At 71.7% G+C, this 20,456-nt stretch carries 19 protein-coding genes; 9 read left to right on the top strand and 10 right to left on the bottom strand.

What is annotated here, in order from left to right:
* Nucleotides 1-25: 25 nt before the first annotated feature.
* Nucleotides 26-1,426 carry an amidase gene (locus AB0I81_RS42090; RefSeq protein WP_360669578.1) on the top strand — a complete coding sequence of 467 codons (1,401 nt, stop codon included), beginning with the start codon at nt 26-28 and terminating at the stop codon, nt 1,424-1,426.
* Nucleotides 1,427-1,638: 212 nt separating this feature from the next.
* Here the strand turns inward: AB0I81_RS42090 and AB0I81_RS42085 are convergent, their stop codons facing one another.
* Complete coding sequence (locus AB0I81_RS42085; protein WP_360669575.1) at nt 1,639-2,097, bottom strand: hypothetical protein; 459 nt, start codon at nt 2,095-2,097, stop codon at nt 1,639-1,641.
* 120 nt (nt 2,098-2,217) lie between these two features.
* Between AB0I81_RS42085 and murA the strand changes: the two genes are divergently transcribed.
* A complete protein-coding gene (murA, locus tag AB0I81_RS42080; RefSeq protein ID WP_360669572.1) occupies nt 2,218-3,528 on the top strand; it encodes a UDP-N-acetylglucosamine 1-carboxyvinyltransferase in 1,311 nt (436 codons plus the stop codon).
* A 53-nt stretch (nt 3,529-3,581) separates the two neighbouring features.
* A complete protein-coding gene (locus AB0I81_RS42075; protein ID WP_360669569.1) occupies nt 3,582-6,092 on the top strand; it encodes a transglycosylase domain-containing protein in 2,511 nt (836 codons plus the stop codon).
* Between the two features lie 18 nt (nt 6,093-6,110).
* Here AB0I81_RS42075 and ybaK read toward each other — a convergent pair whose 3' ends face one another.
* From ybaK to AB0I81_RS42045, 6 genes are all read right to left on the bottom strand, one after another.
* Complete coding sequence (ybaK, locus tag AB0I81_RS42070) at nt 6,111-6,566, bottom strand: Cys-tRNA(Pro) deacylase (RefSeq protein ID WP_360669734.1); 456 nt, start codon at nt 6,564-6,566, stop codon at nt 6,111-6,113.
* A 141-nt stretch (nt 6,567-6,707) separates the two neighbouring features.
* Nucleotides 6,708-9,785, bottom strand: coding sequence for a hypothetical protein (locus AB0I81_RS42065; protein WP_360669566.1), 3,078 nt, complete (start codon nt 9,783-9,785; stop codon nt 6,708-6,710).
* Nucleotides 9,786-9,791: 6 nt separating this feature from the next.
* Entirely contained in the window at nt 9,792-10,091 is a 300-nt protein-coding gene (locus AB0I81_RS42060) for a hypothetical protein (protein WP_360669564.1), read from the bottom strand.
* Entirely contained in the window at nt 10,088-10,483 is a 396-nt protein-coding gene (locus AB0I81_RS42055) for a YbaB/EbfC family nucleoid-associated protein (protein ID WP_360669561.1), read from the bottom strand. Before AB0I81_RS42055 ends, AB0I81_RS42060 begins: the two co-directional genes overlap by 4 nt.
* On the bottom strand, nt 10,480-10,932 hold the full coding sequence (locus AB0I81_RS42050) for a hypothetical protein (protein WP_360669558.1): 453 nt from the start codon (nt 10,930-10,932) through the stop codon (nt 10,480-10,482). The genes AB0I81_RS42055 and AB0I81_RS42050 overlap by 4 nt, the downstream gene beginning before the upstream one ends.
* A 70-nt stretch (nt 10,933-11,002) precedes the next feature.
* Nucleotides 11,003-11,824, bottom strand: a complete 822-nt coding sequence (locus AB0I81_RS42045; protein WP_360669556.1) for a helix-turn-helix transcriptional regulator — start codon at nt 11,822-11,824, stop codon at nt 11,003-11,005.
* Between the two features lie 55 nt (nt 11,825-11,879).
* On the opposite strand from AB0I81_RS42045, the gene AB0I81_RS42040 reads away from it, so the two are divergent.
* Nucleotides 11,880-13,004: an MFS transporter gene (locus tag AB0I81_RS42040; RefSeq protein WP_360669553.1), complete on the top strand. Its 1,125-nt coding sequence runs from the start codon at nt 11,880-11,882 to the stop codon at nt 13,002-13,004.
* Nucleotides 13,005-13,009: 5 nt separating this feature from the next.
* Here AB0I81_RS42040 and AB0I81_RS42035 read toward each other — a convergent pair whose 3' ends face one another.
* The 3 genes from AB0I81_RS42035 to AB0I81_RS42025 all read right to left on the bottom strand — a co-directional run bounded on the left by AB0I81_RS42035 (nt 13,010) and on the right by AB0I81_RS42025 (nt 16,114).
* Nucleotides 13,010-14,593 (bottom strand): trypsin-like peptidase domain-containing protein, encoded by a 1,584-nt coding sequence (locus tag AB0I81_RS42035; RefSeq protein WP_360669550.1) that lies wholly within the window; start codon nt 14,591-14,593, stop codon nt 13,010-13,012.
* Between the two features lie 267 nt (nt 14,594-14,860).
* Nucleotides 14,861-15,871, bottom strand: coding sequence for a non-homologous end-joining DNA ligase (gene ligD / locus AB0I81_RS42030; RefSeq protein ID WP_360669548.1), 1,011 nt, complete (start codon nt 15,869-15,871; stop codon nt 14,861-14,863).
* A 48-nt stretch (nt 15,872-15,919) separates the two neighbouring features.
* Nucleotides 15,920-16,114: a hypothetical protein gene (locus AB0I81_RS42025; RefSeq protein ID WP_360669545.1), complete on the bottom strand. Its 195-nt coding sequence runs from the start codon at nt 16,112-16,114 to the stop codon at nt 15,920-15,922.
* Between the two features lie 424 nt (nt 16,115-16,538).
* Here AB0I81_RS42025 and hisD point away from each other — a divergent pair, with 424 nt between their 5' ends.
* The 5 genes from hisD to hisH all read left to right on the top strand — a co-directional run bounded on the left by hisD (nt 16,539) and on the right by hisH (nt 20,404).
* Complete coding sequence (gene hisD, locus AB0I81_RS42020) at nt 16,539-17,846, top strand: histidinol dehydrogenase (protein ID WP_360669542.1); 1,308 nt, start codon at nt 16,539-16,541, stop codon at nt 17,844-17,846.
* Nucleotides 17,847-17,962: 116 nt separating this feature from the next.
* The gene (locus tag AB0I81_RS42015; protein ID WP_360669731.1) at nt 17,963-19,033 is read left to right on the top strand and encodes a histidinol-phosphate transaminase; all 1,071 of its coding nucleotides are present in this window, start codon (nt 17,963-17,965) and stop codon (nt 19,031-19,033) included.
* Complete coding sequence (hisB, locus tag AB0I81_RS42010; RefSeq protein WP_360669539.1) at nt 19,030-19,623, top strand: imidazoleglycerol-phosphate dehydratase HisB; 594 nt, start codon at nt 19,030-19,032, stop codon at nt 19,621-19,623. Before AB0I81_RS42015 ends, hisB begins: the two co-directional genes overlap by 4 nt.
* On the top strand, nt 19,620-19,775 hold the full coding sequence (locus AB0I81_RS42005) for a hypothetical protein (RefSeq protein WP_360669536.1): 156 nt from the start codon (nt 19,620-19,622) through the stop codon (nt 19,773-19,775). Before hisB ends, AB0I81_RS42005 begins: the two co-directional genes overlap by 4 nt.
* A complete protein-coding gene (gene hisH / locus AB0I81_RS42000) occupies nt 19,772-20,404 on the top strand; it encodes an imidazole glycerol phosphate synthase subunit HisH (RefSeq protein WP_360669533.1) in 633 nt (210 codons plus the stop codon). Before AB0I81_RS42005 ends, hisH begins: the two co-directional genes overlap by 4 nt.
* Nucleotides 20,405-20,456: the final 52 nt, after the last annotated feature.

Below are 20,456 nucleotides of genomic sequence, written 5' to 3'. Positions count from 1 at the left end.
ATCCAGTGAACGGAAGGATCGCAGTGTGAGCGACGAATTGCACTACTTGACCGCGACCGAACTGGCACGACTGATCAGGAGCCGCCAGGTGAGCGCCGTGGAGGTTCTCCAGGCCCACCTTGACCGCATCGAACAGGTCAACCCTCAAGTCAACGCCATCGTCACCCTCGTTGCCGAGCGGGCGATCGAGGCGGCCAAGGCGGCCGATGCGGCTCTGTCGAAGGGAGGGGAGGCCGGCGAAGGGCGGATCGGGGCTCTGCATGGAGTGCCGGTCGCGCACAAGGACCTGGTGGACACCGCGGGTATCCGCACCACGTACGGCTCGCCGCTCTTCGCCGACAACGTTCCCGAGCAGGACGCGGTGATCATCCAGCGGTTGCGGGCGGCCGGAGCCGTGACCGTGGGCAAGACCAACACCCCGGAGTTCGGCACCGGCTCGCACACCGTCAACGAGGTGTTCGGCGCCACCAGGAACCCCTACGACCTGTCCAAGTCCGCGGGAGGCAGCAGCGGGGGAGCCGCCGCCGCGCTGGCCGCCGGTCTGGTGCCGCTGGCCGACGGTTCGGACATGGGTGGCTCCCTGCGTAACCCCGCCTCCTTCTGCAACGTTGTCGGTCTGCGGCCCACGCCCGGCCGGGTGCCCAGCCCTTCCGAGACCGCCGCCTGGTACACGCTGTCCGTCTCCGGTCCGATGGCCAGGACGGTCGAGGACGCGACGCTGTTGTTCGGGGCGATCGCCGGGTTCGACCGGCGTTCCCCGTACTCGATCAAGGAGGTGTTCGCGCCCGAGCCCGAGCAGGGTGTGGCGGGGTTGCGTGTGGCGTGGAGTCCCGATCTGGGCGGGTTGCCCGTGGACGTGCGGACGGCGGCGGTCACCGCGACCGCGCCCGGTGTGTTCGAGCGGCTCGGGGCCCACGTCGAGCAGGTCGAGCTGGACCTGACCGACGCCGAGGACGCCTTCAGGACCTACCGGGCCTGGTACTACCTGCTCTCCCACGGCGACAAGACCGGCCTCGGTCCCAACACGGCGTGGAACGTCGAGCAGGGGCGCAAGGTCACCGGCGCCGACCTGGTCAGGGCCGAGGTGGCGCGCAGTCGCCTTTATCAGCGCATGGCCGTCTTCTTCGACACCTACGATGTGCTGATCGCGCCGGTCAGCCAGGTGCCGCCGTTCCCGGTCGAGCATCCCCACGTCAGCGAGATCAACGGGCAGGAGCTTCCCGACTACCTGACCTGGATGCGCTCGGCCTACTGGATCAGCGTCCTGCACTCTCCCGCCGCCTCCGTCCCTGCCGGATTCACCGAGGACGGCCTGCCGGTGGGCGTGCAGATCATCGGAAGGCCGTTCGAGGACGCCAGGGTGTTGCGGGTGGCACGAGCGTTCGAGGAGGCAACGGGCCACGGCCTGCGCAGGCCCCCACTCTGATCGCTCATCGGGGCCGCTCATCGGGGCCGCTCTCCGGGGCCGCTCTCCGGGGCCGCTCGCTGAGGGCTGATCACCGGGCGCGCGGTCAGCGCTTGGGCGGAGATGGGCACGAGCGGAACGGGCCGGGGAGCGGGGAAGGCACGGGTTGGGACCGTGACATCGGTGATGGGATGGGTGGGTGCGGGTTCGGGGTGTGGGGTGGAGGCGAAGGGTTAGTTTGGGCCGAGGCCGTAGGGGTGGCGTAGTGGGGATTCGCGGTAGCCGTGCATGCCCTCGAGCAGCCCGAAGAACCCCACAGCCATCAAAGGCCAGGAGACCAGCACGCCCGAGGCGGTCAGGGTGAGGGCGCCGGGGACGACCTTGACCCCGGGCGTCGCGGCCGCCTCGACCGTGACCGCGCCGATCGTGAAGGTCGTTCCGATCCACAACGTCAGGAACGAGGCCAGCACCCCGCCCGCGCACAACCCCAGCAGCACCGGCAGCATCCACCGGCGGGAGGTGAACCAGGCGGCCCCGCCGCACAGCAGTCCCAGCGCGCCCGTGATGACCGCGAACCACCCGTCGGCGGCGATCAGAGCCTGCGTGGTGGGGTCGGCCAGGACCGTTCCTTGCTCGGTGACCGCATAGGGAGCGCGGGGCGTCAGGCCTGACCAGAGCAGTCCGGCGGCCATGCCGAGAGCGGCGAGTGTGAGGACAGTTACCGCAAAAGCGCGTACTTCCCTCGTCACGCCACTCCCCCTCACATGTACGTCCGAATCAGCTTGATGGTATCCCCCGGTTAGGCTCACTTCGTGATTGCAGAAGAGGTCTGGCTCATAGAACCTTCCGGCCCCCTGCGGGGAGACGTCGAAGTGCGCGGTTCGAAGAACGGCGTGTCCAAACATATGGTCGCCGCGATGCTCGGAAACGGCGAGAGCAGCATCCACAACGCCCCCGAGGTGGGCGAGGTGGGCATCACGGCCGAGATGCTGCGGGCCCTGGGCATCAACGTGGAGATCTCCCGTACGGAGATCAGGATCGAGAAGGGCGCGGAGATCGAGCCCCGGGTGCCCGACGCGTTCACCGGCCTGAACCGCATCCCCATCCTCATGCTCGGCCCGCTGCTGCACCTGGCGGGTGAGGCGTTCGTGCCGCTGGTCGGCGGGGACCCGATCGGGCGGCGGCCGGTGAACTTCCACGTGGAGGCGCTGCGCGCGATGGGCGCCGAGGTGGAGGTGGGTGACACGGGCATCTACGCCAAGGCCAAGCGGCTCAACGGCACCCGGATCGAGCTGCCGTACCCGAGCGTGGGCGCCACCGAGACGGTGCTGATGTCGGCGGTGCTGGCCGACGGCAAGACGGTGCTGAAGAACGCGGCCACCGAGCCCGAGGTGGTGGAGCTGGCGCTGTTCCTGCAGCGGATGGGCGCCAGGATCGAGCTCTCGCCCGACCGCAGGATCGTCATCGAGGGCGTCGAACGGCTGCGCGGCGCCCAGACCTGGCTGACCGGCGACCGCATCGAGGCGTTCTCGTACCTGGCGGCGGGCCTGGTCACGCAGGGCGAGGTACGCGTGCACGGCTGCCCCCAGGACCGTCTGGTCACCGCGATCACCACGCTGGCCAGGATGGGCGCCCAGTTCGACATCAACGACGAGTACCTGTGCGCCACCGCGCCGCCCGAGGGCCTGCGCGCGGCGGCCGTGCAGACCGACACCCACCCCGGGTTCATGACGGACTGGCAGACGCCGCTGATGGTGCTGTTCACGCAGAGCCAGGGCATGTCGGTGCTGCACGAGACGGTTTTCGAGAACCGCCTGGTGTACGTGCCCGCGCTGCAGAAGATGGGCTGCGAGATCGAGGTGTTCGACCAGTGCCTGGGCGGCCCCGCGTGCCGCTACCACGACACCAACGCCCGTCATTCGGCGGTCGTGCGCGGCGTGTCCAGGCTCAAGGGCGCCGACGTGACGCTGCCCGACATCAGGGCCGGGTTCTCGGCGGTGCTGGCGGCGGCGGTGGCGGACGGTACGTCCACGCTGCGCGGCGTGCACCACATCGAGCGCGGCTATCACCGGCCGTTCGAGCAGTTCGCCTCGCTGGGTCTCAATATTCGCAGGCAACAGTAAAGAGGTCGGAAGCGGGCGTTTGCCGCCGATCTTGACGTCGCAGACCATCTGACGTGACCGTACTCAAATCCGTCGGGGCGCTCGGGCTGGCGGGAGCACTCGGCGGAGTACTGGCGGGCGCGATGGCGGCGCCGCTGGTGAGCGGGGGCGGCATGGCCGCGATGAGCGTCGCGAACACGTTCGTGGACCTGCCGCCCGCCCCGCGCGAGGAGCCGCTGTCCCAGGTGACCAGGCTGCTGGACAAGGACGGCCGCCAGTTCGCCCAGTTCTACGAGGCCAACAGGACGGCCGTGCGGCTCGGCGCGGTCGCGTCCGTGATGCGCAAGGCCATCGTGGCCATCGAGGACGCCCGCTTCTACGAGCACGGCGGCCTGGACGTCAAGGGCACGATCCGGGCGCTGCTCACCAACACCCAGGCGGGCGGGATCCGGCAGGGTGGCTCGTCCCTGACCCAGCAGCTCGTCAAGAACATCCTGGTGGAGAGCGCCCGCAGCGACGCAGAACGCGACAAGGCCCGCGCCCCGAACCTGGCCCGCAAGATCACCGAGCTGCGGTACGCGCTGGCGCTGGAGAAGAAGTACCGCAAGGACGAGATCCTGGAGCGCTACCTGAACATCGCCTACTTCGGCGCGGGGGCGCACGGCGTCGAGGCGGCGGCCAGGCGCTTCTTCTCCACCTCGGCCTCCCGGCTGACGCTGAACCAGGCGGCCACGCTGGCCGGTGCGGTGCGGATGCCGTACTCGACCGACCCCTCGCTCGGGCAGGCGCACCGGGAACGGCTGAAGATGCGGCGCGACGCCGTACTCGACCGGATGGCCGGGCTCAAGCAGATCACCCAGCAGGAGGCGGCGCGGGCCAAGGCCGAGCCGCTGGACATCCGGCTGCGGCCCGAGCCCGGCGGCTGCGCCCAGAGCCACTACCCGTTCTACTGCCTGTACGTGCAGCGGGAGCTCCTGTCGAACCCCGCCTTCGGCAACACCGCCCGCGAACGCCACGCCAGGATGGCCAGGGGCGGCCTGGTGATCAGGACCAGCCTCGACCCGATCGCGCAGCGCGCGGCGGAACGCGCCATCCACGAGCATGTCTCAGCCGAGGACACCGAGGTGGCCGCCGAGGCCATGGTGGAGCCGGGCACCGGCCGGATCAGGGCGATGGCCGCCAGCAAGCGCTTCGGCCGCAACCCGGGCAACCGAAAGAACGGCCCCAAGACCACCTTCAACCTGCCCGCCGACGTGGCGCACGGCGGCGGGCAGGGCTTCCAGGCGGGCTCGACGTTCAAGGTGTTCACCCTGGCCACCGCGCTGCGGCAGGGGTGGCGCTTCGGCGACGGCTTCCAGACGCCGGGGGCGATGGTGCCGGGACAGGGCTACCGCAACTGCGCGGGCCGCTCCGTCAACGACCCGAACGGCCGCGTGCTCAACGCCAGCGGCGAGGGCGAGGGCGGGCCGCACAGCATCGAGACCGGCACCTGGAAGTCGGTGAACATCTTCTACATGATGCTGGAGCGCAAGGTCGGGCTCTGCAACGTGGTGCGCACGGCCAGGGAACTCGGCATCACCAGGGCCGACGGGGGGCCGCTGCGGGAGGTGCCGACGTTCACGCTGGGGGTCAACGAGATGGACCCGGTGACGGTGGCGGCCTCGTTCGCGGCGTTCGCGGGCAGAGGGCTGTACTGCCGGCCGCTGGCCATCATGGAGATCACCGGCAGGGACGGACGGCGTACGCACGTGCCGCCCTCGTGCGAGCAGGTCATCGAGCAGCCCATCGCGGACGCGGTCAACCACGTGCTGAAGGGCGTCTTCGACAAGGGCACCATGAAGGGCCAGGGCATCGGCCGGCCCGCCGCGGGCAAGACGGGCACCAACAACGGTTACACCTCGGCCTGGTTCGCCGGGTACACGCCCGCCCTGGCGGCGGCGGTCAGCGTGGGGGACATCCGGGGGTCCTACAAGTATCCGCTGCAGGGAGTGGAGATCGGCGGCCGGAGCTACGGGTCGGTGCAGGGGGCGTCGCTGCCTGGGCCGATCTGGGTGGAGTCGATGGAGGCGGCGCTGCGGCGTACGGAGTCGCGCGGGTTCCCGGGGCCGGACATGGGGCGGTTCGGTGGCGGGCACACGCCGGGGCTGGAGAAGGCGCTGGCCGAGGAGGAGCGCAAGAAGAAGCGCGGCGATCATCCGTTCGCCGGCAGGCGGCGTCAGCGGCTCTTCGAGTGGCTGCTGGGGCAGGGGGCGGGCGCGCCTTCCGCCGGAGCGCCGGACCGGGTGCGGGCCGATGAGCCGCTGAGGCCCACGCGGCCAAGCGATCCCGGACCCGCGATCGTGCAGCCGCCGCCGCGCGTACGTTCTGACGTGGAGTCGCCGCGCGGGCGTTCTGAGAGCACGCGTGAACGGCAGCCGCGGCGCCGTTTCGAGGGCATGCCGCCAGGGCGGTCCCGCGGGCGTTCCGATGGCACGCAGCCGGGGCAGCCGCGGGGCCGTTCTGAGGGGACGCGGGCGGTGCAGCCGCGCAGGCAGGGGGAGGAGTCGCAGGGGCGTCAGGGACGTCCCGGCCGGACGCAGCGGTGATCCTTCAGAGCGGAAGTCTCAGCCGGTCTTGCCGATCGGGGCGGTGACGGCTCTGGTGAGCGTGATGAGGTTGTCGGGGGTGGTCTCGATCTGCAGGCCGCGCTTCCCGGCCGAGAAGTAGATCGTCTCGAAGTCGAGCGCCGAGGAGTCGACCACGGTCGGCAGCTGCTTGCGCTGGCCCAGCGGGCTGACGCCGCCGAGCACGTACCCCGTGACCCGTTCCACCTTCGCGCCATCGGCCATCGCGGCCCGCTTGCTGTTGAGCGCGCCGGCCAGCGCCTTGAGGTCGAGCTTGCCCGCCACCGGCACGACCGCCACGGCCAGTCCGCTCTCGACCTCCGCGACGAGGGTCTTGAAGATCCGCTCATACGGCACGCCGAGCGCGTCGGCCGCCTCTTCGCCGTAGGCCTGGGCGGAGGGGTCGTGTTCGTACGGATGGAGCGTGAACTCGGCCTTGGCCTTGGTCAGCGCCATGGTGGCCGGCGTCCCGCCCTTGCCCTTCGATTTGCTCACAGGGTCCGATTGTAGCGAATCTACAATGTAAAGGCCCAGGCGTGCGTACAGCCCGAGGTCCGTGCGGGAAGGTCACGCCGACCGGGCTCTCAGCGTTGGGACCTAGCCGCCGGGGTCTTCGTGGTTGAGCAGTCTTTCGATGGGGGACAACGGCGCTTCGGGCGGCATCGGCTCGTCGGGCAGGAAGATGCGCAGCCGGCCCCGGGCGTTCAGGGCGTCCAGCCCCGACCTGGTGGTGGGCCACGAAGTGCCGTCGGTGTTGACGGTCATGTTGCTGTCGGCGGCGATGACCACGCGCCCGGTCCTGTTCGCGAGGGTCTGCGGGGGCCCTGCGTCCATCTGGCCGATCTTGCAAGGAACGAGGTAGACCACGTGGTCGTGGGGTCGTGCGCTCAGATCGGTGTGGAGCAGCGCGTGGAGTTCCTCGCCGTTGATGCGGTCGCCGCCGATCGACATGCCTTCTGGACTGCCGTGCGCCGTGAGGACGAACAGCTTCTCCTGTCTGGGTACGGCTTGGGCGAAGTCGCTCAGGGCGATGTCGTGCGGGTCGTCGGGATCGCGGAACCACACCCCGGCCTCGGTGGGTACGCGGTGCTCTTCGAAATGGTGCCGTAGCCTCGGTTCCAGCTCGGGCCGGGGGGCCGGTGCCGGAGCGCGTACGGTCTCGGCCGGCTCCTGCAGCATGAAGTACGTCGTGCGCTGGTTCGTCTCCAGGGTGGCCAGCACCTTGAACTCGGTGCCCGGCCGGAAGCTCGCGTGGTGTGGCCGGTCGAGAAATTCGGCCGTCGAGACGTAGTCGGAGGCGCGGATGACCAGATGCACGGTGTCCGGGCGGTCGGGCAGGACCCGGGGGTTGTTGACGCCTTCCAGGACGCCGGGGAAGGAGAACCGGTCGCCTGCCGTGAGGCCGTCGGGCAACCAGTCGGCCGGCAGGCGCGCTTCGACGTGCCCCCACAACCCGGAGGGCAGCTCTTCCAGATCGGCGGACGCGCGGTCGATGAGGGCACGGGCCTGCGCCGCCTCGGGTGTGTCGTGGGCGATGGCGTCGTTGACCCGGTGCAGCTGCTCGCCGTCGAAAAGGTGACGCAGGGTTTCTCCGGGGCGCGGGTCCGGCTCACCGAGCCGCTGCGGCCCAAGCGCGGCGGGCTCAGCACCGGGGACGATTCGGGGGGCGGGGGTGGCGTCGAGGTCGGGCAGGAACCGGGTGTCGCCGTGCGCGTGGCGCTCCAGCAGGCGGAGCCGGTCCATGACGCCTTTGTGCCAGTCGGGACGGCCGAGCCGTTCGAAGGCCGGGCGCAGGCCGTCCAGCCGCGACCGCAGCACCGTCAGGTCCTGCGGGCTGAGCTGGTTGTGCTTGAAGTGCACTCCGGGCTTGCCGCCGGGCGGCCGGTCCACGAAGAAGTTCCAGTTGTCCGCCAGCGCCAGCGTGTTCTCGCCGTCGAAGTTCATGGTGGTGCCGCGACGCCAGCGGGTGTGCGCTTCGTGGGGCTGGAACGACTCGCCGAGCGTGAGCAGGTCGACGAGGTCGCGCTTGGCCACGGAGCCGCCGTCGTCGGTCGTTCTGGTCTGGTACTCGGCCAGGTCGCCGGCACGCAGGTGGCCTTCCGTCGCCGCTCTGTACGGTGGCAGCCGATGCTGCTCCTCCAGGTCGGCGCGGGCGGCTTCCGGGTGGGCCCTGCGGACGGCCTGCGTCCCGTCGTTGAAGGTGACGATCTCGTGAGCGGGGCTGAAGAGATTCTGCGGGTGGCTCTCGCGGATGCCCGATGCCGTGGCGGCGTGCAGCCGTTCGTCGCCGTGGCGCTGGTAAACGATGTCGCCCGCGCGGTGGATGGCGGGGTGGTCGAGGCCGACCGCCTGGCGTACCAGTGCGGCGGCTTCGAGTCTGGCGCCGTCCTCGCCGCTCTTCTTGACGGCCTGTACGCCGTCGCCGAACCGGACCACCTCGTGCTCGCCCACGGATCTGCTGGATCTTTCGCCGGTCTGGACGCTGTCGGCCAGCCGGCCGCCCGGATCCAGCCGTTCGGGCCCCCGGATGTGCGCGGCCTGCGTCCCGCGTGGGGAGGTGCCGCCGGGGTCGGAAGCCTGTGCGACACGCGGAGAGGTGTCGCCGGTGCGCGGCGCCTGTGGGGAGGTGCCGTCGGGGGCGGAAGCCTGCATGACGCGCGGGGAGGCGTCGGGGGCGGAAGCCTGCATGACGCGCGGGGAGGCGTCGTCGGGGTGCGGCGACTGTGGGGAGGTGTCGCCGGCGCGTGTGGACGTCGTTCCCCGGCCAGGATCGGTCGCGCCGCGCCAGGCGGGTGTCCAGCCCGCGGCGTGCGCGTCCGCGCCGCCGAGCAGGCCGGACGTGCCGGCCTGGAGCACTGTGCGGAGTTTGAAGTCGCCGGTGGCGGCCAGCGTGGCCGCGGTGGCCGCCGAGGAGGCCAGCCCGGCCTGGCCCATCATGCCCCAGACCGACCGCCCGGACGCGGCCACCACCTTCTCCATCAGGGTCATGTCGGCCCGCCGGAGCCCGGCCTGCAACCCGGAGGAGGCCAGCCGCGACAGGCCGCCGCTCATGCCCCCGAGCAGGACGCCGGCCAGGGCGCCCGTGCCAGCCGACATCAGCGCCTGCCGCACGTCGATCTCGTCGCGGCGGCCCTGGGACAGCTGCACGCCCAGGTCCAGGCCGCCCATCAGGCCGCCGAAGATCGCCGCGTTCAGCAGCAGCCGGATCGCGATCTGCCTGATCGTCAGCCTGGCGATCTGCACGCGCGACCCGACCAGCGCGAACGACAGCCCGCCCCAGGGGCCCGCGGCGGCGGCCATGAGCCAGATGAGCTGTAACACCAGCAACCAGGCGGACACCTCGATCATCCGCTTGGTGTACTGGACCTGCACCCCCATCTCGTTGTACTCCAGCGCCGCCGCGACCAGCCGGTCCACCAGCTGCGCCCGCTTGCCGCCGACGTGGGTGCGCACGTGGGCGGCGAACGCCTCCAGCGCCTCGCCGTCCCACTCGTCGGGCGGCGGCGGTCCGCGCCTGGCCGCCTCATCGTCCTCGACGACCCGCCGCGCCATGGCCGCGCACGCGTCGGCCAGCCGGAAGAGGCCGTCCTCGTCGCCTTCGGGCCAGTCGGAGCCCAGGGCCCAGCCCACGTACGGTTTGGCCCAGTCCGGAACCAGGAACCCGTCGAACGCCACCGCCGCTCAGCTGCCCGAGCCGGCCTGCTCGGCCGCCCCGTAGGCGCCGTCGCTGCCCTTCAGCCCGGTCCGCACGCCTTCCAGTTCGGCGATGTAGGCGTCGAAGGCGTCGAACAGCTCGTTGTTGAGCTGGGTCATCTGGCCGGAGAGCGCCGCGCCGTACTGGTCGTCGCCCAGCGGGTTGCCCTCCTGCTCGAAGACCGCCTTCAGCTCGTCCCGCCATCGCGTGACCTGGTCGGCGTCCTCCCCGTAGCGGGCCCCGGTACGGTCCAGGGCCGGGCGCCGTACGTTGTATCCCGAGCTCACCCGGCCTCCTCGCGGGGCGGCTCGACCGGCGCCGGCAGGAACGCCTCAGGACCGGCGCCGGCGCCGAACACCTCCTCGTACGGCAGGCCCTCGGGGACGAACGGGGCCATCAGCTCCTTGGAGCGCTCGGCCACCTGGGCGGTCGCGGTGTTGATCTGTGCGAGGATCGCCGCGCTCAGCTCGGATGGCGACAGCTTCTGGTAGACGCGCGGGTTCAGCTTCAGCGACCGGACCTGGCCGCGGTGGCCCATCGTGACGGTGACCATGCCGTCGCCGGAGGTGGCGGTGACCGTCAGGTCGTTGAGCTCGGCGTGCATCGTACGGATCTGGGCGGCCTGGCGGTTGTACTCCTCGGTCAGGCCCTCGATCATGGCCCGGAACTCCTGGCTCATGGGCGCCGGCCGGGCGTTTCGTCTGGGCCGCCGAGCATCTCGTCGAGGATGGCCCGCTCCCGCGCGGTCAGGTCGCCGGCCACGGTCAGGGTGCCGGCCTCCGTCCCGGTGACGATCGGAGGCGTGGCGGGGTGCGGCGTGCGTGTCAGGAGGGCGGCCTGCCAGGCGCGTTCGGCGCGTACGGCGGTGGTTTCGTCGACCTGGGGCGGGACGTACCGCCGGGCCGCGGCGTGCCGGCACAACTCCGGGTCGGGGCGCAGCGCGCGGTCGCGCAGGTGGCGCAGGTCGGTCTCGGTCCAGATCCAGACGCCGTCGGTACGTGCGCCGTCCGCGCCCACGGGCCGCCCCTGGCCGAGGTAGGTCAGGAGCCGGGCCCGCTCCTTGGGGTCGGGGAGCCGGGGGCGGTCCTCTTCCCGGTCCTGCCGCGCGATGAAGATCGAGCTTGACACCCGGGTCATTGAAGCAAGCAGGTCCGGCGTAAATAGGGGTTTTCGGTTGTACGTCCCAAAAGTTAACCGATCATTCGTCCACCGGTCGCAAACGGCCGGGCGTGTACCCGAACGCCCTCCTGAACACGTCGATGAACGCGCTCGCCGACGCCCACCCGCACCGGTGCGCCACGGTGGTCACCGGGGTTCCGTCGGCGAGCAGGAGCAGGGCGTGGTGGAGGCGGAGCTGGGTGCGCCACTGGGGGAAGGTCATGCCGAGCTCGGCCCGGCAGAGGCGGGCCAGCGTGCGGTCGCTGGTGCCGGTCCTGGCGGCGAACCCGGCCAGCGTGCTGGGGTCGGCGGGGTCGCGGTGCAGGGCGGCGCAGACGGCGGCCAGCCGGGGGTCCCTGGCGGTGGGCAGGTGCAGCGGCTGCTCGGGGGCGCGCCTGAGCTGATCGAGCAGCACCGCCAGCAAGCGTCGCCGCTCCCCGCCGTGTTCCCCGCCCTGGTCCCCGCCCTGTTCCCTGCCGTCCCGGACGTCGGCGCCGACGGAAGCGTCGGCGGGGGCGAGGTCGGGGCCTGGGGTGTGGGTGTAGGCGATGATCAGTTCGCGGAGCAGGGGGCCGACCGCCAGCACGGCAGGCCGGTCCAGGTCCAGCGGGTTCCGCGTGAGCCCCACCAGGCGCAGGTCCGTGTCGCCGTGGGCGCGGTGCTCGTGGACGGTTCCCGCGGGCACCCAGATCGCCCGGTTCGCGGGCGCCACCCAGACGCCGGCGTCCGTGGTGACCGACAGGACGCCTCGGCAGGCGTACACGATCTGGTGGGTGTCGTGCCGGTGCGCGTCGATGCCCGCGCCCGGCGCGAGGGGGCGCCGGCCGGTGGGGGCCTCGGACAGGTGGCGGATTTCCGACATAAGTTGGCATTTTATCGGAAGCGGGCCAGTGGTCCGGCGAACGATGATTCGTAGGGTGAACAGGATTCCCATGCTGGCCGGCGGCCATGCCACCGTGGACTTCTACCAGGGGGCGGTGCCCGCGCTGGTGCCCTTCCTGGTGGCCGAGCGCGGCTACGGATACGTCGCCGTCTCCGGCATCGTGCTGGCCGCCACGCTGCTGTCGTCGATCGTGCAGCCGCTCTTCGGTGTGCTGACGGACAAGTGGCGCATGCCGTGGCTGATCCCGGTGAGCATGATCCTGGCCGGGGTCGGGGTGGCGGCCGGTGGGGCGGCGGACTCGTACGTGCTGATCTGGCTGGCCGTGGCCCTGTCGGGGCTGGGCGTGGCCGCCTACCACCCGGAGTCCGCCCGGCTGGCCAGGATCGCCAGCGAGGGCAGCCACGTGCGGATGAGCTGGTTCTCGCTGGGCGGGACGCTGGGCTTCGCCTCGGCTCCCGTACTGGTGACGCCGCTGCTGTCGGGGTGGGGGTTGGGCGCCTCGCCGTTCCTCGTGCTGCCCGCTGTGCTGGGCGCGCTGGTGACGCTGCCGGCGATCAGGGCGCTGTCCGGAGGCGGTCAGGCGGCGCGGGCCGCCGCGCCGGTCTCGGGACGGGACGACTGGCCGTCGTTCGTCAGGCTGACGCTGGTGATCGTCTTCCGTTCCGTGGTGTACGTCGGCCTGAGCGCCTTCGTGGCCCTGTTCATGGGCGGCGGGGCGGCCGGCGCGGTGGCGCTGTTCGTGCTGTTCGGCGGCGGGGCGGTGGGCACCGTGCTGGGCGGCAGGCTGGCGGCGCGCCGGGGCCGGATGCCGACGATGCGCCTGGCCTACGCGCTGGCCGTGCCCGCGGTGGCCGGGGTGGTGTTCGTGCCGGGCCCCGCCGCGTACCTGTTCATCGCCGCCTCCTCGATCTGCCTGTACGCGCCCTTCTCCCTGCACGTCACGCTCGGCCAGGACTTCCTGCCGACCCGGGTGGGCACGGCCAGCGGCGTCACCCTGGGCCTGGCGGTGAGCGTGGGCGGCCTGGCCAGCCCGCTGGTGGGCGCGGTGGCGCAGGCCGCGTCGCTGAAGGCGGCGCTGGCGTGCCTGATCGTGTTCCCGGTGCTGGCCTGGCTGCTGGCCCGCACCCTCAAGGAACCGGCCCCCGTGCCCGCCTCCTGAAACCTTCAGCCGGTGGTCGGCAGGCGCAGGACGCTGGTGTTGTCGCGCTGGGTCGGGTCCAGGCGGGTGGAGGTGACGCGGGCGGTGATCGGCAGGCGGCGCGGCGCGTCCGCGTCCACCCGTACGTGGGCGGCGATCCGGACGGGCCTGCCGGGCCGGATGACGCCGATCGTGCAGGCCGCCTCGCGGGAACTGCTCTTGCAGGCGGCCCCGCCGACCCTGGTCAGGCTCACGCCGTCCGGCACGGTCAGCTTGACGGGCACCTGGGCGGCCGACATCAGGCCGCGCATGGTGACCGTGGCCGTGACCGTGGCGGCGCCGCCACGCCTGACCGGCCGGGCGGGGCCCGACAGGACAACCGACAGCGCGTCGTAGAGGCCACGCGGATCGGCCTGCTTGACGATCGCGCCGTAGCCCTCCGGGTTGAGCGCGTTGGCGACCGAGTTGCCGTCCGCCTCGCCGTCCTCCTTGCCCGCCGACAGCACCCCGACCAGGTCGCCGGTGCTCCTGAGGATCCACGGCCCGCCGCTGTGCCCCTTGTACAGGTGGCAGTTGTAGGTCTCCAGCCGCCCCGCCTTCGACGCCGCGCCGGCCGAGCGGGCGGCGAGCATGGTCTCGGTACGTGCGACCCCGTGGACCTGCCTGGTCTTGCCCAGGCACCAGACCTGGTCGCGGCCGTCGTACGGCTTCCTGCCGAGCAGGCCGGGGTAGCCGGTGGTGGCGATCGTGTGCCTGCCGCCCTGGTTGAGCATCGGGGTGAACGCGCCGACGGCGTCCTGCAGGGTGCGGTTGCGCCGGCCGACCTCGATGAGGGCGATGTCGTAGATGGAGTTCCAGTCGCCGCCGGCCATCCCGGTGTACCCGTCGGGCTTCCACGCCCGCCGCCCGCCCCACCGCCCGTACGGCTCGCGCTTCTGCTCGCTGGCCGCCCGGCCGTCGTAGGCGGGCACGAAGGCGAAGCTGCTGTGCCACTTGCCGGTGGCCGAGCCCTGGGGGACGCCGTACACGCAGTGGGCCGCGGTGGCGATGAGCAGGCCGGCCGCCGAGCGTACGACGGAGGCGCTGCAGGAGTCGCCGTGCCCGGCGGCGTTGACGAAGAACAGCCGGCCGCTGATGCGGCTGTAGGGCACTCCCGTGTACGGCCGGCGCACCCGCGCGTAGCCGTTGGTGTCGCCGTTGGGGGTGATCCGCTTGGCCCCGGGCACACTGCCCTGCCGGACGGCTCCGCTCCCGGTCGCCGCCTCCCCGTCCGCGCCCGTCGCGGCCTCACCTGTGCCCGTGATCGTCTCCGCGCTCATGGTGGGCAGGCTCTGGGGCAGTTCGGCCGCCTTGGCCTTGGCCTGTTTGCCGACTGTCCAGTAGCGCACGGCGCGGCCGGGGCGCATCACCGGTGAGGCCGCGGCTCCCCAGGAGCGGTTCGCCTTGGCGGGCCGGTCCGCCTTCACCCCTGTCGCGGGCGGCTGCTCGGCACTCGCCACCGGTGCGGCCTGCGCGACCGGGGCGGCGGGCGGCGCCGGGTCGGCCGTCGCGGGAAGGGCGAGCGTGGCCCCGGCCAGCGTGGTCAAGGTGGTGACGAGAGTTTTCCGCACAGTGTCCCCCGAGCTGCTAGACAACCTCTCGATCACTGTAAGTCACCATAAGGGAACGAAGTGTAGTTAGGGTCGCGTGTCGGAGAAGACCGATCGGCCCGGAGCGTGCCCGCCTGGAGGATCGGCCCGGAGCGTGCCCGCCTGGAGGATCGGCCCGGAGCGTGCCCGCCTGGAGGATCGGTCCGGAGCGCGCTCGCCTCCGAAGGGTCGGTCCGGAGCGCGCTCGCCTCCGAAGGGTCGGTCCGTAGCGCGCCCGCCGGAGGCCGGTCAGCCGGCGGCGGCCTCGCCCGGGTCGCCGTCCGGCAGGATCTCCCGCGTGGTGGCCTCCTCGGGCGAGCGGTCGCGCCGCAGCCCCCGCCAGGAGGGATGCCGCAGCCGCCCGTCGCCGGTGACCTCGGCGTACTGTACCTCACCGACCACCCGCGGCTCCACCCAGCGCGCGTCGCGGGCGTGCTCGCGCGGCACCGCCTCGCCGAAGGGCGGGTCGGGCCGTTCCAGCGGGGCCAGCCGTTCCAGCAGTTCGCGCAGCATGGACTCGGTGAAGCCGGTGCCGACGTGGCCGACGTACCGCAGCAGGCCGGCCGGATCGTACGCGCCGATCAGCAGCGACCCGATCGTCCCGGAGCGCCGCCCGCCGCCGGGCTTCCAGCCGCCGATGACGACCTCGACGGACCTGACGTTCTTGACCTTGGTCCACTCGCCGCTGCGCCGCCCCGGCCGGTACGGCGAGCCCATCCGCTTGCACACGACCCCTTCGAGCCCGAGCTGCCGGGAGGAGTCGAACGCCTGCGAGGCGTGCCCGGCGAACCAGACGGGCACCTGCCACCGGTACCCGGGCGTGAGCAGGCCCTCCAGCAGTTCGCGGCGCTCGGTGTAGGGCCGGGTGACCACGGGGTCGTCGTCGAGGTGCAGGAGGTCGAAGGCCATGTACGTCACCGGCACCGCCCTGACCAGTTCGGCCACGGCCGCCGGGTTGCGCTGGTGCATCCGTGGCTGCAGCGCCTCGAAGCTGGGCCGCCCGGCCTCGTCGAAGGCCACCACCTCCCCGTCGAGCACGGCGGCGTGCCCGCCGGTGGCGCCGGCCATGAGCTGCAGTTCGGGATAGGCGGGGGTGGTGTCCTTGCCGTTGCGCGACATCAGCCGGACGGCGCCGTCCTCGACGTAGGCGAGGGCGCGTACGCCGTCCCATTTCATCTCCACGGCCCAGTCGGCGCCCTGGACGGAACTCAGGGTGCCCAGCTGGGCCAGCATCGGCGCGTAGGCCGGCAGCCGCACCATGGTGCTGGCCGTACCCCGTCCGGTTGATCGACAGTGTCGACCGGGGGTCTACAGATGGTCAAGTGGGCTGTATTCGACCAGTTCGGCCAGGTCAACGCCGTGTTCGCCCAGTTCGGAGACCGTGGCGCAGTAGCCGCGCAGGTAGGTCGTGCCGCCGACCTCATGGGTGACACGCAGCAGCGGGCGGTCATCCAGGATGATCGCCTCGACAAGGATGCCGTCAGGCCCGCGCCAATGTCCCATGCCGTAAGGGTAAGCGGCCGGACATAATGGACATGTAATGTGCGCGGCCTCGCCTGACCTCGGAAAAGGCCGCCGTGCTCGTCAACGGCACGATCTTCGGGCAAAAACAACTTAACGCCATCTTTTCCTTACTCCAAGTTTTTCTTGGCTCAGGGCGTTAGAGGCTCACGGCCCGGGGCAGTTGTGACGGGCTCAAGCGTTTCCCGGTCGTGGCCGTACCCCCGTGATGGCCACGACGCCCGCCCCGGCAGGCCCGGTCCGGGGCGAATGGTGGCCGCGGGGCGGACGTCGGCGAGCGCCGCCCCGCGGCCTCCTCATGTACCGTCCTTCAAGTGCGGCGCGCAGTGCCCCCAAGCGCGGCGCGCGCAGTGTCCGCATGATGGACAGAACCAGATTCAGGCCCCGGACTCCGTAGACTGTCAGGGTGATTTCCCGTATCGACATGCGCGGTTCCCTGCCCGGGGACCTGCGCGACGTGCTGCCACGCGCCGACCTCGACGTCGAGGCCGCCCTTGAGAAGGTGCGGCCCATCTGCGAGGACGTACGCCATCGCGGGGCGGCAGCCGTACGGGAGCTGACCGCCAGGTTCGACGGTGTCGAGATCGCCTCCGCCCGCGTCCCCGCCGAGACCCTGACCAGGGCGCTGGCCGAGCTGGACCCGAAGGTGCGGGCCGCGCTGGAGGAGTCGATCAGGCGGGCCAGGCTGGTCCACCGCGACCAGCGGCGCACCGACGTCACCACCGAGGTCGTGCCCGGCGGCACGGTGACCGAGCGGTGGGTGCCGGTCGATCGGGTGGGCCTCTACGTCCCCGGCGGCCGCGCGGTCTATCCCTCCAGCGTCGTGATGAACGTGGTGCCGGCCCAGGAGGCCGGGGTCGGTTCGCTGGCCGTGGCCAGCCCGCCGCAGAAGGAGTTCGGCGGCCTGCCGCACCCCACGATCATGGCCGCGTGCGCGCTGCTCGGCGTGGACGAGGTCTACTCGGTGGGCGGGGCGCAGGCCGTGGCGATGTTCGCCTACGGCACCGAGGAGTGCTCGCCCGTCACCATGGTGACCGGTCCCGGCAACATCTACGTGGCGGCGGCCAAGCGGCTGCTCAAGGGCCGCATCGGCATCGACTCCGAGGCCGGCCCGACGGAGATCGCCATCCTGGCCGACGAGACGGCCGACCCGGTGCACGTCGCCGCCGACCTGATCAGCCAGGCCGAGCACGACACGATCGCCGCCGCCGTCCTGGTCACCACCAGCCCCGAGCTGGCCGACGCGGTGGAGAAGGAACTGCCGGGCCAGGTCTCGGCCACGAGGCACACCGAGCGCATCACCGAGGCGCTGAGCGGCAGGCAGTCGGGCATCGTGCTGGTCGACTCGATCGACGACGGCCTGAAGGTGGTCGACGTCTACGCCGCCGAGCACCTGGAGATCCACACCGCCGACGCGGCGGCCGTCGCCGCGCGCGTGCGCAACGCCGGGGCGATCTTCGTGGGCACGTACGCGCCCGTCTCGCTCGGCGACTACCTGGCCGGCTCCAACCACGTGCTGCCCACGGGCGGCTGCGCCTGCCACTCCAGCGGGCTGTCGGTGCAGTCGTTCCTGCGCGGCATCCACGTCGTCGACTACAGCCGTGAGGCGCTCGCGGGCGCGGCGGCCCATGTGTCGGTCCTGGCCGACGCCGAAGACCTGCCCGCACACGGCGCGGCGATCCGCGCCCGATTCGACTGGCGAGTGCCCGAGTGAAGAACGAAGATCAGCCCGGCCGCGACGTGACCGCCGAAGCTCGGCCCGGCGGTGACGTCACCGCCGAAGGTCAGCCCGGTCGCGACGTGACCGCCGAAGGTCGGTCCAGCAGCGCCGTGACCCTCGACGACCTGCCCATCCGCGAGGACCTGCGGGGCAAGACGCCCTACGGCGCGCCCCAGATCGACGTCCCGGTCCGGCTCAACACCAACGAGAACCCCTACCCGCCCTCCGCCGCGCTGGTCGCCGACCTGGCCGCGGAGATCGGGGCGCGGGCGGGCGAGCTCAACCGCTACCCCGACAGGGACGCGGTGGACCTGCGCGCCGACCTGGCCGCCTATCTCGGCCACGGCCTGGCCACCGAGCAGGTGTGGGCCGCCAACGGCTCCAACGAGGTGCTCCAGCAGATCCTCCAGGCGTTCGGCGGCCACGGCCGTACCGCCATCGGGTTCGAGCCGTCCTACTCCATGCACCCGATCATCACCAGCGGCACCAGCACGGAGTGGATCAGGGCCAGCCGCGAGGAGGACTTCTCACTCGACCCCGGCAAGGCCACGGCCGCGATCGAGGAGCACCGCCCCGACATCGTCTTCCTCACCTCGCCGAACAACCCCACGGGCACCGCGCAGCCGCTGGAGACGATCGAGGCGGTGCTGGCCGCGGCGCCCGGCATGGTCGTGGTGGACGAGGCGTACGCGGAGTTCGCCCGCGAGGGCACGCCGTCGGCGCTGACCCTGCTGCCCGCGCACCCGAGGCTGATCGTCACCAGGACGATGTCCAAGGCGTTCGCCATGGCGGGCACCCGCGTGGGTTACCTGGCCGCGCACCCGGCCGTGATCGAGGCGCTGCTGCTGGTACGGCTGCCGTACCACCTGTCCACGATCACCCAGGCGGCGGCGCGGGTGGCGCTGCGGCACCGGGTCGAGCTGCTCGGCACGGTTGACGCGCTGCGGCGCGAGCGGGACGACATCGTGGCGTGGCTGCGGTCCAAGGACCTGACCGTGGCCGACTCCGACGCCAATTTCGTGCTGTTCGGGCGTTTTCCCGACCGGCGCGCGGTGTGGCAGGGGATGCTGGAGCGCGGGGTGCTCATCCGTGAGGTGGGCCCGCCGGAATGGCTGCGTGTCTCGATCGGCACGGGCGAGGAGATGGCGGCCTTCCGCGCCGCCCTGGAAGGAGTGCTTTGAGCCGCGTAGGGCGCATTGAGCGTGTCACGAAGGAGACCTCGGTCCTGGTGGAGGTGGGCCTCGACGGCACCGGCCGGGTGGAGGTGTCCACGGGGGTCGGCTTCTACGACCACATGCTGGCCCAACTCGGCAAGCACGGCCTGTTCGACCTGACCGTCAAGACCGAGGGCGACCTGCACATCGACTCGCACCACACGATCGAGGACACCGCGCTCGCACTGGGCGCGGCGTTCCGCCAGGCGCTGGGCGACAAGTCGGGCATCAGGCGGTTCGGTAGCGCGTCGTGCCCGCTGGACGAGTCGCTCGCCCAGGTGACCGTCGACCTGTCCGGCCGGCCGTACCTCGTGCACTCCGAGCCCGAGGGCATGGCGCCGATGATCGGCCCCGAGTACGACACGACGATGACCCGGCACATCCTGGAGTCGTTCGTGGCGCAGGCGGCGATCTGCCTGCACGTGCACGTCCCCTACGGCCGCAACGCCCACCACATCGTGGAGTCCCAGTTCAAGGCGCTGGCCAGGGCGCTGCGCGAGGCGTCGGAGCTCGACCCCCGGGCCACGGGGGTGCCGAGTACCAAGGGCGTCCTATGACCGACAACCTGCTCGCCATCGTGCTGCTCTTCCTCGGGCTGTTCCTCGGCGGCGGCGTGTTCTCCCTGGTACGCCAGGGGCTCAAGGTCGGTGCGGCCGTCTGCGCGCTCGGCGCGGTGATGGCGATCACGGCGGGGGTGATGTGGTGGTGAGGAAGAACGTCGTGGTGCTCGACTACGGCTCGGGCAACCTGCGCTCGGCCGAGCGCGCCCTGGCCAGGACGGGCGCCGAGGTGACCGTGACGTCCGACTTCGAGGCGGCGCGGGAGTGCGACGGGCTCGTCGTGCCGGGCGTGGGCGCGTTCGAGGCGTGTATGAAGGGGCTCAAGGCCGTGCGCGGCGACCAGATCGTCGGCCGCCGCCTGTCCGGGGGCCGGCCGGTGCTGGGCATCTGCGTGGGCATGCAGATCCTGTTCGCCAGGGGCGTCGAGCACGGCGTGGAGACCGAGGGCTGCGGCGAGTGGCCGGGCACGGTCGAGCGGCTCGACGCGCCGGTGTTGCCCCACATGGGGTGGAACACGGTCAAGTCACCCGAGGGCAGCGTGTTGTTCGGCGGGCTCGACGCGGCCACGCGTTTCTACTTCGTGCACTCCTACGGGGTGCGCGAGTGGGAGTTGCGCTCCGGCGACGGCTTCGCCGAGCCGGTCGTCACGTGGGCCGAGCACGGGGTGCCGTTCGTGGCCGCCGTGGAGAACGGCCCGCTCATGGCCACCCAGTTCCATCCCGAGAAGTCCGGCGACGCCGGCGCCGCACTGCTGCGCAACTGGCTCGGTCTCCTATGAGCCTCTCGATGAGCCCTTCGATGAGTCTCCCGATGAGCCCAGCCAAGAGCCC

Origin of the sequence: Nonomuraea sp. NPDC050404 (genome assembly GCF_040655495.1) — a bacterium.
Taxonomy (GTDB): Bacteria; Actinomycetota; Actinomycetes; order Streptosporangiales; family Streptosporangiaceae; genus Nonomuraea.
This window is presented reverse-complemented; position numbering and strand designations above follow the sequence as displayed.

What these genes read in the sequence shown, in the direction of transcription:
- AB0I81_RS42045 (WP_360669556.1), bottom strand. Translation starts at nt 11,824, where the DNA reads ATGTCGGAAATCCGCCACCTGTCCGAGGCCCCCACCGGCCGGCGCCCC.
- AB0I81_RS42025 (WP_360669545.1), bottom strand. Translation starts at nt 16,114, where the DNA reads ATGGGACATTGGCGCGGGCCTGACGGCATCCTTGTCGAGGCGATCATC.
- AB0I81_RS42055 (WP_360669561.1), bottom strand. Translation starts at nt 10,483, where the DNA reads ATGAGCCAGGAGTTCCGGGCCATGATCGAGGGCCTGACCGAGGAGTAC.
- AB0I81_RS42085 (WP_360669575.1), bottom strand. Translation starts at nt 2,097, where the DNA reads ATGGCCGCCGGACTGCTCTGGTCAGGCCTGACGCCCCGCGCTCCCTAT.
- ybaK (WP_360669734.1), bottom strand. Translation starts at nt 6,566, where the DNA reads ATGGCGCTGACCAAGGCCAAGGCCGAGTTCACGCTCCATCCGTACGAA.
- ligD (WP_360669548.1), bottom strand. Translation starts at nt 15,871, where the DNA reads ATGGTGCGGCTGCCGGCCTACGCGCCGATGCTGGCCCAGCTGGGCACC.
- AB0I81_RS42005 (WP_360669536.1), top strand. Translation starts at nt 19,620, where the DNA reads ATGACCGACAACCTGCTCGCCATCGTGCTGCTCTTCCTCGGGCTGTTC.